Raw genomic sequence first — 12,546 nt, forward strand, 5'->3', positions numbered from 1 at the left:
TTCATGAACACTCTCGACCTGACACGCCAACGTATCCTGCCTCAGTCCCGGCTCAAGCGCGTGCTGCACGATTTCCCCGGCGTGGTCAGCATCGGCCTGTTTTTCGCCCTGTGCCTGGTGCTGTTCACACTGGTGACCGACAACTTCCTGAGCAGTGCAAACCTGCTTAATGTCATTCGCCAGAACGCCCCGTTACTGATCGTCGCCGTGGCAATGACGCTTGTAGTCACCACCGGCGGCATTGACCTGTCCGTGGGCTCGACGCTGGCCCTGGTTGGGGCGCTGGCCGCCATGGCGCTCAATGCCTGGCACCTGCCATGGCCGCTGGTACTTGTCGGCGGGCTTGGTGTGGGGGCTATGATCGGCGCGTTGAACGGCTATTTCATTGCCTATGCGGGCATCCCGGCGTTTATCGTCACCCTCGCTACCCTGACCATCATTCGCGGCCTGGCAATGTTGCTGACACAAGGCTACTCAATTCCCGTACCACGCGAAGAGACCGTGTTTCTGGACCTCGGGCGCGGATGGTTTCTAGGTGTGCCGCTGGCCGCCTGGCTGGCCCTCCTGACGGCGCTCGGCGGGGCGTTGATGCTCGGCAAAATGCGTTTCGGACGCTACCTCACCGGCATTGGTGCCAACGCCGAAAGTGTACGCCGGGCGGGGGTAAACCACAGGGGCGTACTGCTGCGGGTGTACATGCTCAGCGGCATGGCAGCGGCGCTGGCGGGCATGATTGTCACGGCGCGTTTAGGCAGCGGCTCTTCGAATCAGGGTGAAGGTTTCGAACTGGAAGTGATCGCCGCCGTGGTGCTTGGCAGCACCAGTCTGTTTGGTGGTTTCGGCACGATCGTCGGCACGCTGCTGGGAGTCCTGACCATGGCCGCGATCAAGAACGGGCTGATTCTGGCCCACATTTCACCGTTCTACACGCAAATTGCCACCGGGCTGATCGTGCTGCTGGCAATCTGGCTTAACACACGCATTCTGCGCACCGGTCGTCCACTCGGGAGGGCTGGAGCATGAGCCTGTTCCGTCATCCCTCGCCCCTGCCCATCGGCGTCGACAGCGGTCATGCCATGAGTGTGCTGGGGCCTGTGCCCGTCGAGCGTCTGGGCGTGACCTTGATGCACGAACATATCCTGCTCGATGCCTCAGGCAAATGGGTACCACCCAGCTGCTGCGGCGAACGCCATCTGGCCGAGCGTCCGGTCAGCATGGAACTGCTGGGCGAGCTGTACATGAACCCATTGGTCAGCCGTGACAACTGCCAATTGTTCGATGTCGACCTCGCGTGCGAAGAACTGCTGAAGTACCGGGCGCTGGGCGGGGAAACGGTGGTCGATCCGACCAATCTGGGCATCGGCCGCGACCCGCAGGCCTTGCAGCGGATTTCCCGTCTGACCGGCCTGAATATCATCATGGGTGCCGGTTTCTATCTGGAACCCTCGCACCCGCATTACGTGCACGAACGCTCGGTTGAACAACTGGCGGAGCAGATCATTCATGACGTGGGCGGCGGTGAAGAGAAGCCCGAGGTGATTGCCGGCCTGATCGGCGAGATTGGTGTTTCTGCCGCGTTCACGGCTGACGAAGAGAAATCCCTGCGCGCCGCAGCCCGTGCAAGCGCCGCGACCGGCGTGCCGCTCTCGGTGCACCTGCCTGGCTGGGAGCGCCTCGGCCACCGGGTACTGGACATCGTTGAGGCTGAAGGCGCCGACCTGCGCCATACGGTGCTGTGCCACATGAACCCTAGCCACAGCGACCCTGCGTATCAGCATGCGCTGGCGGCACGCGGCGCGTTTCTGGAATACGACATGATCGGCATGGGTTACTACTTCGCCGACGAGCACGCACAGTCGCCCAGCGATGAAGAAAACGCGCGGGCCATCGTCGCCCTGATCGAGCACGGTTTCGGCTCGCAAGTGCTGTTGTCTCAGGACGTCTTTCTGAAAACCATGCTGACCGGTTACGGCGGGCATGGTTACGGCTATCTGTTGAAGCATTTCGTCCCGCGCCTGCGCCGTCATGGTGTCACCGGTGAACAACTTGAAACCCTTTTGATCGACAACCCACGCCGGGTCTTTCAGCGTGGTTTTAAAGTCCCTTCTTCACTGCAGAGGAAAGCAACGTCATGAAACAGTCCGTATTGCTGGCTGGCGAATCATGGGTCAGCACGTCAACCCATATCAAAGGCTTTGATCAGTTCGACAGCGTCACGGCGCACAACGGTGCCCGACGCCTGCTCGCGGCCATGACCGACAGCGATTACCAGATCACTCAGATGTGCGCCGATCAGGCCCAGACCGACTTTCCGGCTACGGTCGAAGCCCTGAGCCAGTATCAAGCGGTGATCCTCTCCGACATCGGAGCCAATACCCTGCTGCTGCACCCGGACACCTGGCTGCGTGGCAAGCGTACGCCCAACCGCCTCAAAGCCCTTCGCGAATACGTCTTGCAGGGCGGTGCATTGATGATGGTCGGCGGCTACTTCAGCTTTCAAGGCATCAATGGCGGCGCGCGCTACCGCGGAACGCCTGTCGAGGAAGTCTTGCCTGTGCGCTGCCTGCCTTACGACGATCGTGTCGAAGTGCCGGAAGGCTTTCTGCCGCAGATCAACAGCGATCACCCGATACTGCAAGGCCTGGGCGGCGAATGGCCGTACCTGCTTGGCTACAACGAAGTTGAGTTGCATCCCGAAGCTCAATTGCTGGCCACCGTCGAAGGCTCTCGGCACCCGCTGCTTGCCGCGCGTGAAGTCGGTGCAGGTCGCACGCTGGCCTGGACCAGCGACCTTTCCGAACACTGGCTGCCGGAAGCTTTTCTCGACTGGGAAGGCTATCGCCGCTTCTGGATCAACAGCCTCGACTGGCTGACCCGCCGTACCTGACCGGAGGCTCCGATGCTCGATGACCCGATAGCCCTGACCCGCGCCCTGCTGGCGTTCCAGACCCTCAACCCACCGGGCGATGAAGAGGCCTGTGCTGCCTTTCTCGCTGAACAGCTGATCCGCCACGGATATCGCTGCGAGCTGCAGCGTTTCGGTGAGCGCCGTTTCAATCTGGTCGCCTGGCTTGAGGGCGACGGCCCCGGCAAACCGCTGGGGTTCACCGGCCACCTGGATACCGTACCGCTCGGCAATGCCACCTGGAGTCACTCGCCGTTTGCCGGTGAGATTGCCGACGGCCGGCTGTACGGGCGAGGATCCAGCGACATGAAAGCGGGCATTGCTGCCTTCATCGTGGCCTGCCAGCGCAGCCGTGCCGCCATTCAGCGCGGCCCGGGCGTTCGCTTGTTGCTCACCGGCGGAGAAGAAACCGGCTGTGATGGCGCCCGCGCACTGTGCACGGACGCTCCCCATTTGCTTGGCGAACTCGGCGCACTGCTGGTCGGCGAACCGACTGCCAACTATCCGATACTCGGGCACAAGGGCGCATTGTGGCTACGCTGCGCCAGCCACGGTCTTACGGCGCATGGAGCAATGCCGGAAGAAGGCGTGAATGCCATCTATCTGGCCGCCCGACATATCGACCGCGCACAGACCTTTGAGGTGGGCCCGGCCCATCACCTTATGCGCAAGCCCACCCTGAACGTCGGCACCATCAGTGGAGGCCTGAACATCAACTCGGTCCCGGACTACGCAGAGTTCACCCTCGACCTGCGTACAGCGCCGAATCTGGACCATGATGAGATCCGCACGCGATTAGCGGCGCATCTGGGCAACGGTGCAGAGTTGAGTACCCTGATTGATTTGCCTGGTGTTTGCGCCGATCCCGACGAGCCTTGGGTCCGACAGGTTTTTGCCCGCTGCCAGGCTTTGCATGACGCCCCTTTGCAGGCACAGACAGTGCCCTACTTTACCGATGCCGCTGTGCTGCTACCCGCCGTCGGTCACCCGCCCACTCTTATTCTCGGCCCGGGAGAGCCGAGCATGGCCCACAAGGTGGATGAGTATTGTGAGGTCAGCAAACTTCAACAGTGCGTCGAGCTGTATGCCGGTTTGATCGAAGACTGGGCAAACATTCAATCCACTGCAGCAGCGCAACACACTAACCCCTCACAATAATAGCCTTTTAATATTAAGCCACTGTCTTAGCACACCTGTACTATTTCTTTAGCCTGCGCACTGGTTAAGTATTGTAACGGCCACTAACACTTATCAGGCAATGACTGAAATGCCTGTAATGCGCTAATGGCTTACTGACCAGAAACTTTGAAATAACACGACAAACAGGTGATTTCAGATGAATAAGGAATTAATGATGCGCGAACTCGACAATGAAGAACTGGCACAGATCGGTGGCGGTATGACAGTAACAGAAGGCTTGACAGCCATCGGTGTAGTAGCCGCTGCTGTGGCGGTGGCTCCGGTGACTGCGGTCGGTGCTGGTGTCATATTGGCCGGCGTGGCAGGTGCCAGCGCGATTGACGCCTTTCAGACCTACCAGATGGCGCAGTAACACGCCTTGCCATTTCGGGTGGGCAGCGCAGTGCAGGCACCTACCGGGAAAACAGGAGAACATTATGATGCCCGATCGTCATAAGCTCTTTGGGAAAACCGTCAATTCGTCGAGACTGTTCTGGCTGGCAGCGCTCGCATTTCTTATTGCCGCCAGTCTTGATTTTCAATGGCATTACATTGGCCTTGCCGGCATGTTTACAGCGCTGGCCGCCACCGCTCGGCGTCGGCAGGAAACCTGACCAGCCCAGACTCATGATGAATGACTTGATCATCTAACCTCTTGCAACGGTTGATCCGGCTGCAAAACTCACAGGACGCCAACGCCTGGATACAACTGATTGCACACGAGGATCAAGCCACCCGACCGCCCACTTGGTTTATAGTATTTTTCAATAACGACCACGAGGTTTGACATGATTATCCGCAATCAGAAAACCACTGGAACCACCGTCGACAATTATTCGGTTCATGCTCATGTACTGACCGACGCCGAGATGTACAGCGTCTCCGGTGGTGCCGATTTCACCATCATGCCGGTGCCTGGCATTGGTGTGATCAAACCGGACCCGATCTGCGTGTATCCATTCCCTGACGTGCCCCCGCCGTCGGATATTCGCGGGCCATTCATTACTGCCTGATGCCCCGTTATTCCCTGGCCCGTGTGCACGCAGGTCAGGGAGTACTCATCCGCCGCTCGCGAATCGAGAGCAGGTTCAGACGCAGTTCCGAAGGCCGCAACGGCTTGGACAACACTGACACTTCCGCGCCCTGCATTGACTCAAGCACGACTTCCACTTCCCTCCCGGTAACAATCAGCGCAGGCACATCCCAGCCACGGGCAGCTCGTATACTCTCGATGCAGTCCAGACCATTGGCCACTGTGCCCAGATCGTAATCAGCGACGATAATGTCGCAATGAGTGGTGAGCCCCTCCGCCGATCGGGCGGTCTGCACTTCGCATCCCCACCTTTCAAGCAGCGCTGCGGTGGCCATCAGAACGTTCTGGTCGTCCTCCACCAGACACACCCTGACCCCTTTGAGCAGGCTCTCGCCCAATGCCTTCTTGGGTACCACCCGAACAGGCGCGCTCACCTCTTCAAGCCCATGAATGGTGACCGTAGTCCCGCGGTCTATTCGCGAGGCAATCGCGATTTGCACATTGAGAATCTGGCTGAGCCTTTTGACGATTGACAACCCCAACCCGACGCCCTCCACGTCTTTGTCGCGCACATGGCGGATGCGGTAGAACTCGTCACAGACCCTGGGCAGATGTTCGGCAGCAATACCCCGGCCCCGGTCATACACACTGATCGACAGACGCCCCGCATGGCTGCGCACACCGATCAGCACCGGGTGATCAGGGGCATATTTGGGCGCATTGGAAATGATGTTCTGCACCATCGTGGCGAGCAACGTGGCATCGACCCTGACCCAGCGTCGACAAGGTCGCACCCGAAGCTCTACACCGGCCCAGCGAGCAGCGGCAGTGTTCTGATGAGCGACTTCATTGAGCATGTCACTCAGATTGACCACATCCGACTTGGCTGAAACCTTGCCGCTGTCCAGCGTGTAAATATCCAGAATCGAGCGAAACAGCTGCGACACGTTGTGCAGGGAGCGATCGATATTATCGACCAGTTGACGCTCATAATCGCCCAGCGGGCTGGACCGCAGGCAAGCGGTAAACATGCCGATGGAGTGGATGGGCTGGCGCAGGTCATGGCTGGCCTGAGCCAGAAACCGCTCTTTCTCGCGATTGGCCACGGTCGCCTGCTCTGACGCCTCGCGAGCCCTCACCAACAGAATGTGCGCATAGCCAGGCACCAGAATAGTGACGGCGACGAGCATCAGGACCATAAATGGCTGCGCCTGCCAGTACGGCGTCAATTGATAGATGACCAGTATCGCCAACAAGGCCAGGGACGCCGCAATTGCAAGATATCGCGAACCAAAGCGCATGCCGTTGCCTAGGGTCTGTTCCCGTTTCACATTGGCAGCCACAGAAAAGCGCAGGCCATTGCTATGACGCTTTCATAGTTTCTCTTGAGTTTGTCGAACCGAGAAGCCGCCGCCCGGAAATGCTTCAACCGGGCAAAGGCGTTTTCTACGAGATGTCGATTGCGATATAACCCTTTGTCCAGATCTGCGTTCCCTTTCAGAGAATTGCGCTTTCGTGGAATCACCACTTTGCTGCCTTGCTGCTCGACCTGAGCGCGTATCGCTTCAGTGTCGTAGCCCTTGTCCGCAATGATCACTTCTGCATTGGGCATCTTGGCAATCAACGAGGCCGCCTGCGAACAATCATTGGTCTGGCCTCCGGTCACGTCAAATGCAATGGGCAGCCCACAAGCGTCTACAGCCAGGTGAATCTTGCTGGTGTTACCGGCTCGGCTTTTTCCGATGGCCTGGTCCTGCGTGCTGGCAGCACCTGCACTGTGCTGATGAGCCTTTACATAGCTGCCATCAATGAAAACCCACTCCATGTCAGGATCGGTCATCAGCACCTCAAGCACCTTGACCCACTTGCCTGAAGCAGACCAGGCATTGAACCGCTTGTAGACCTTGCTCCAGTTTCCAAACGCTTTCGGCAGGTCTCGCCAAGGGCAACCCACACGCATGCGGTACAGCATGCCTTCAACCGTGGTGCGCAAATCTCGCTTGTTGTAGATCGATTCGTGCAGCAAAATTTCTCGAAGCTTCGGCCAGTGCTCATCACTGAGCATTAATCGGGGCATTGCAGGCTCGTATTGGTGTTGTGTGAGAACTCCAACAATACGGGCCTGTTCTCATAGAGATCAATGGGTTACGTCGAAACGGGAACAGACCCTAGAGTGACCCAGACCATCACGCTGAAAACCGGCAGTGTTGCCTCCCCGCCAACGATCAGTCCGACGGAAATGGCAGTGTAGTCATGCACCATCCCGAATACACGGCGCAACGCAAATACACCTGGATAGCTGATGATGTGCTGGCGCAAGACCAGAGAAACCACCAGAAAGCCCGCATAATAGAAAATGATGGGCTGATAGGTGGCAACCTTGAGCCCCGGCAGAAGGCCAATCAACGATACATAGCTGATGGCGAACGTCGCCACGATCAACCGCAAGGTAGCCTGATCCAGTTCAGCGTTTTTCTTTCGGTCTTTCATGGATGCACCTCGTTGTGCAGCGAGCGCAGTACATTCTTGTGTCCATGCAGTCGATCACCCGGGGCCTGTGACGGCATCAGTCGCCGATGTTCAGGCTGCCAAGGTCAGATGCCAATTGCAGCTTGGCGTTATGCCAGTTGACCAGAGACTCCACGCGTTTCTGGGTCGCCGCGCTCAGATCATTTTGCGAGCGCAGAAGCTCAAGAATACTGCCAACGCCTGCTTTGTAACGACCCTGGGCAATTTCGTAAGACTTGCTGGCACTCTCGACAAAAAGACGACTGATTGCCAGCGCCCTTGTTCTGGACTCCAGGGTCTGTCGACTCTTCCAGACACTGAGCGCAATACTGTTTTCAACCTCGTGCAGGGCCTGTTCGCGGGCGGCGCTTTCGTAACGGGCGGCCCGCGCTCTGCGCCGATTGAGAAAGCCATCGAAAATCGGCACGGTGATTTGCACACCGATAGTCCAGGTGTTCACCTCCTGACGGGTTGAAACCTGCTCGATAGGCGTGTCCTGACGGCTGTAATTGCTGAACAGCGACACCGTCGGCAGCCCCTGGGCTTTTGCCGCATCGGCCTTGGCCTGGCTTGCCGCCCAGTCGGCGCGGGCCTTTTCGATAGCCGGATGGGACGCTCTGGCCTGCTCCATCAAACTATTGACGTTGCCCAGAAACACCCCTTCATCAGCCCCGGGTTCATCCAGTTCAACCAGCTTGAGCGGTGCTGATGGCGACAGCCCCAGTTGGCTGGCCAACTCGCCTTGTACCGCCGCCAGATCGCCCTCCGCCATGACCCTGTTCAATTGTGCTTCGGCATAACTGGATTGAGCCTGGAGACGATCCGTCTGCTCGCCGGCACCCTCGCGATACTTTGCGTCAGCGGCTTTCAGACTGTTGGCCGCCAGACGCTCGGCGCTGATTCTGGCGTGTAACAACGCCATGTTCGCCTGTACTTGATAGAACACCCGGGCGGTGGCAAGCATCGACTTCTGCACCTCTTCGATCCGGCTGCTACTGGCGACATTCAATAACTGCCGGGCGCTTTCTACTTTGGCGGCGCGCAGGCCAAAGTCGAACAATACCCAGCTCAGGTTGAGGCCGTAGACGCTGGTGTTGGAGTTCAGCCTGGAGTCAGCTTCGGGAAAACCCGGGTAGCGCGTGGTCTTGCCAGCCCGCCCCTTTTGAAACTGCCCCTGCACGGTCGGATAGTAAGCCGAATGCTCGGCATCCAGGTCAGCCTGCCGTGCCAGCTCGGTCAGCCAAACCTCACGCAATTTCGGGTCGGCACACAGCGCAACAGACACGGCCGTTGCCAGACTCAATGCGTCTGGCAGACGACTGGAGCCGGGGCACGCGTCCACACGAGCATCGGCCAGGCACAACGACGCCATTAACAGGCCGAACGCGCTCAACAGGCACCGCCAGCCAGCGCAACGAATCATGCCCCGCCGCCTCACGCTGAAGGAGCCTCATTGAGCACCGGGCCATCGTAGGCAACCCGGCCTTGCGCAAGTGCCACGACCCGATCCGCCGTGCGGATGGTTTCCGGGCGGTGGGCAACGATGATGCGGGTGATGTTCAACGTTTGCAGCGCCTGATTGACTGCGGCTTCCCTGTTGATGTCCAGGTGGCTGGTCGCTTCATCGAGAAACAGGAGTTGAGGGCGCTTGTAGAGGGCGCGGGCCAGTAGCACCCTTTGCTTCTGCCCACCGGACAGTACCGTGCCCATGTCGCCCACCAGCGTGTTATAGCCCATCGGCATCTGCGCTATATCATCGTGGACTGCAGCGAGATGCGCGCATTGCTCGATCCATTTCTGATCGGCACCGGTCTCGAAAAAACTGATGTTGTCGCCGATGGAACCGGCGAACAGCACATCGTCCTGAAGCACCGTACCGGTGATACGGCGCAGCCTGCCGATGTTTTCCGGCCCGACCGGCAAGCCATCCAGCAGGACACTGCCTGCGCAGGGCGCCAGAATGCCCAGCATGACATTGAGCAAGGTACTTTTACCGCCACCCGAGGGACCGACGATGGCTACCGATTCGCCTGCGCGGATATGAATCGACACGTCGTCCAGCACATACGGTTCATGCTCGGAATAGCGAAAGCGCAATTGCCGTACTTCAAGGCTGGGCACCCTGTCGTTGCACGCGTCATCGAACGTATCCGGACCGGCAATCGGCTCGGCATCGTGCAGCACGATGTCGGCGAGCCGCTCACCGTGCAGGCGCAACATGATCACGTCGACAATCTTGTCGATCAGACCAGCCACCCGACCGTTGAACTGCTCCTTGTACGCGTTGAACGCAATCAGCATACCGGCGCTGAATTGCCCTTCCAGAACCAGTCTGGCACCCATCCAGATAACAATGATCGTGACCAGCCCGAACAGCACGCCGTTGAAGGCCCGATAGGCCAGTTGCAGTTTTTGCGGGTGCAGACCGGCATTGATTTCCTCGACCAGTAAAGCGCTCCAGGCACTGCAACGCTGCTCATGCCGATTGAACAGCTTGATGGTGCGCACGCCGCGCGCGCTTTCCAGAAAGTGCGACTGCTGACGAGCAGCATGGACCAGCTGGTTCTCGCTGGCACGCCGCAACGGCCCGAACCAGATCCAGCGCGCCAGGCCGTAGATAATCATCGCCACCACTGCAACAAGCGCCAGCTTCGGGCTATAGGCAATCATCAGCCCCAGCGTGACGACCGTCATCAGCCCATCCAGCAGGGCCTCAATGAACGATGTGGTAACGGTCTGCTGGATGGCCTTCAGAGAACCGAAGCGCGAGACGATATCGCCCAGATGACGACGCTCGAAAAATGCCACCGGCAGGCGCAGCAGATGGGTAAAGACATTGATCTGCCACTGTGACCCGAGCATCGTGCCCAGGTACATCAGCGCCCATGCACGGGCCAGCGCGACGGTGTGCTGAATGATCAGCAGTAGGCCAAAGCCGACCGCCAGCACCGTCAGCAGGTCCAGGTCTGCGCTGACCAGCACCTTGTCGATAACGGTCTGCATGAAAAACGGACTGAGGATGGTACACAGCTCCAGCGCCAGGGCCAGAAGCAGCACCTGCGTCAGCACCCGGCCAAAGCCCTGTACTCGCCCCAGCAGTTTGCGCAGCGGGATCGGCGGCTGTGCAGCGGCGGGCTGAAAATCACTTTCCGGCCACAACTCCAGTGCCACGCCGGTAAATGCTGCCGACACCTCGTCAAGCGTCAGCTTGCACACGCCACGCCCCGGATCATGCACCACCACACCGCGTGCGTTGACCTCCTTGAGCACTACGAAATGGTTGAAGTTCCAGTGCAGCACGCAGGGCAACTGCAACTGACCGAGCGCATTCAGCTCGACCCGCAACGCACGGCTGCCCAACCCGAGCCGCGCAGCCATGTGGGTCAGTTGCTTGAGGTTGACCCCTTTCATTGAGGGCGAGAGACGTTGCCGCAACGACAAGAGGTCACTGTGCTGGCCGTGATAACTGGTGATCATGGCCATGCACGCCAGGCCACATTCAGTGGCTTCGGCCTGGAGCACAACCGGCAGCTTTCTCCCCACACCAAAAGCGAAGGTATTTCTCAGGTTCAAAGCCGCTTTCCTATTCCGCGCAAAGGCTCCAGCATCCATTCATAGAGCGGCAGCCTTTCCTGCATGATGTCGGCGTCCAGTTGCATGCCGGAACGCAAGCGCTCGTGCATGCCCTGGCCATCGATGGTTTGAGACGCCAGGGCAACCGTGACCCGGTAGAAAGGTCCCTGCTCACGCATCGGCTCAGAGACGTTGCCCAGGGTCATGACTTCATCGGCCGGCAACGCGGTACGCGAGATCGATGACACGGTGCCCGGCTGCAATCCGAAGCGTTGATAGGGATAGGCCTGGTAACGCAACATCACCGTGTCACCAGTGCGCACGAACCCCACGGAGCGGCTGGGCAGATACAGTTCGGCGTGCAGTTTTGCGTCGGCAGGCACAATGCTCAGTAACGGTCGCGTACTGTCGACTCGTGATCCATTGGAGACCGCGATCGCCGTGGCCTCACCCAGCGTCGGTGCGGTGATGAAAATCTCTCGTTTGGTTTCACTTTCGATCAAGCGGTCCTGATTCTCGGCCAGCCTGCGTCGCAGATCGGCAAGCTGCTTGCTCTGGTTGAACGGCAGCTCGACCAGTTCCGCCCGCAGCCTGGCGCTTTCGGCACGCACCGTGAGCAGCGAGCGATTCAGCTCTTCGCCCCGCAAGCGCATGTCCAGAACTGCATCCTGCTTTTCCTGAAGCTGGTCACGGGACACGTAGTCCTGACGTTGCAGGTTGGCGTAGCGCTCGGCAAGGCCCTTGGTCAAAGCCAGCCGCTGACGCGTCAGGTCGATTTGCGCGAGTATTTTCTGCTGCTCGGTTTCAAGCGCCGCGACCTGACGTTTCTTGCCCTCCAGCTCCTGAAGATGCAGAGCGAGCGTCTCGTCGATTTCCTGAGAGAGGCTTTCCTGACGACGTTTGATCGACAGGCTGATCGCCCGTTGCGCGCCACCCGCCTCACCGCTTTGTGTGTCGCTGGACAAGGCCATCAGCACGGCGCCGTATGTAACGTGTTGCCCCTCGACGATGTCGAGCCGGGTGATCACGCCAGCTTGTGGTGAGTAGATCCTGATCAGGCCGGTTTCAGGCAGCAGTACGCCGCTTGCGGCTGTACGTTTGGTGTAGGTGGCGAAGGTCAGGAACAGGCCCATGCTGATGCAAAACAGCAACGCCATCGCAGCGGCCAGCCTCATCGACAATGGACTGACCAGCAAAACCGTCCCCAACGTACTGCGCTTTTGCGCATCAAGCGCTTCAGGTCGAAAGAGCATGAATGACCATCGCTTCAATCATCAGGAATGTTCCATAAAACAGGCACCGCAAACGGACCACGCATTACAGTCCTGACGACAATTAACCTCAATAG

The 12,546-nt window shown here is 59.0% G+C and carries 11 protein-coding genes and 2 pseudogenes; 7 read left to right on the forward strand and 6 right to left on the reverse strand.

All coding sequences use genetic code 11. The annotated features are described in order from the left end of the window. Positions 1-3: 3 nt before the first annotated feature. From AC4ANK_RS25020 to AC4ANK_RS25050, 7 genes are all read left to right on the forward strand, one after another. The gene (locus AC4ANK_RS25020) at positions 4-1,023 is read left to right on the forward strand and encodes an ABC transporter permease (protein ID WP_031596281.1); all 1,020 of its coding nucleotides are present in this window, start codon (positions 4-6) and stop codon (positions 1,021-1,023) included. Next, on the forward strand, positions 1,020-2,135 hold the full coding sequence (locus tag AC4ANK_RS25025; RefSeq protein WP_002553192.1) for a phosphotriesterase family protein: 1,116 nt from the start codon (positions 1,020-1,022) through the stop codon (positions 2,133-2,135). Before AC4ANK_RS25020 ends, AC4ANK_RS25025 begins: the two co-directional genes overlap by 4 nt. Then, positions 2,132-2,887, forward strand: coding sequence for a glutamine amidotransferase (locus tag AC4ANK_RS25030; RefSeq protein WP_031596279.1), 756 nt, complete (start codon positions 2,132-2,134; stop codon positions 2,885-2,887). The genes AC4ANK_RS25025 and AC4ANK_RS25030 overlap by 4 nt, the downstream gene beginning before the upstream one ends. Positions 2,888-2,899: 12 nt before the next feature. Further along, complete coding sequence (locus AC4ANK_RS25035) at positions 2,900-4,063, forward strand: M20 family metallopeptidase (RefSeq protein ID WP_002553190.1); 1,164 nt, start codon at positions 2,900-2,902, stop codon at positions 4,061-4,063. A 178-nt stretch (positions 4,064-4,241) separates the two neighbouring features. Further along, positions 4,242-4,457 carry a hypothetical protein gene (locus tag AC4ANK_RS25040; RefSeq protein ID WP_002553189.1) on the forward strand — a complete coding sequence of 72 codons (216 nt, stop codon included), beginning with the start codon at positions 4,242-4,244 and terminating at the stop codon, positions 4,455-4,457. Between the two features lie 64 nt (positions 4,458-4,521). Next, entirely contained in the window at positions 4,522-4,698 is a 177-nt protein-coding gene (locus AC4ANK_RS25045) for a hypothetical protein (RefSeq protein WP_005732307.1), read from the forward strand. Positions 4,699-4,872: 174 nt separating this feature from the next. Then, positions 4,873-5,097 (forward strand): hypothetical protein, encoded by a 225-nt coding sequence (locus tag AC4ANK_RS25050; protein ID WP_002553187.1) that lies wholly within the window; start codon positions 4,873-4,875, stop codon positions 5,095-5,097. A gap of 34 nt (positions 5,098-5,131) precedes the next feature. Here AC4ANK_RS25050 and AC4ANK_RS25055 read toward each other — a convergent pair. The 6 genes and pseudogenes from AC4ANK_RS25055 to AC4ANK_RS25080 all read right to left on the reverse strand — a co-directional run. After that, positions 5,132-6,433: pseudogene (locus AC4ANK_RS25055) on the reverse strand (ATP-binding response regulator); the annotation flags it as partial. 11 nt (positions 6,434-6,444) lie between these two features. Then, a complete protein-coding gene (locus AC4ANK_RS25060; RefSeq protein WP_460382697.1) occupies positions 6,445-7,194 on the reverse strand; it encodes an IS5 family transposase in 750 nt (249 codons plus the stop codon). Positions 7,195-7,280: 86 nt separating this feature from the next. Continuing rightward, positions 7,281-7,607 (reverse strand): annotated as a pseudogene (locus AC4ANK_RS25065) (hybrid sensor histidine kinase/response regulator); the annotation flags it as partial. Between the two features lie 76 nt (positions 7,608-7,683). Then, the gene (locus tag AC4ANK_RS25070) at positions 7,684-9,048 is read right to left on the reverse strand and encodes a TolC family protein (protein WP_031596274.1); all 1,365 of its coding nucleotides are present in this window, start codon (positions 9,046-9,048) and stop codon (positions 7,684-7,686) included. An 11-nt stretch (positions 9,049-9,059) separates the two neighbouring features. Further along, on the reverse strand, positions 9,060-11,198 hold the full coding sequence (locus AC4ANK_RS25075) for a peptidase domain-containing ABC transporter (protein ID WP_031596273.1): 2,139 nt from the start codon (positions 11,196-11,198) through the stop codon (positions 9,060-9,062). Continuing rightward, a complete protein-coding gene (locus AC4ANK_RS25080; RefSeq protein WP_031596271.1) occupies positions 11,195-12,451 on the reverse strand; it encodes an HlyD family secretion protein in 1,257 nt (418 codons plus the stop codon). The genes AC4ANK_RS25075 and AC4ANK_RS25080 overlap by 4 nt, the downstream gene beginning before the upstream one ends. Positions 12,452-12,546 lie beyond the last annotated feature (95 nt).

The organism is Pseudomonas sp. Pmew2 (assembly GCF_058129885.1).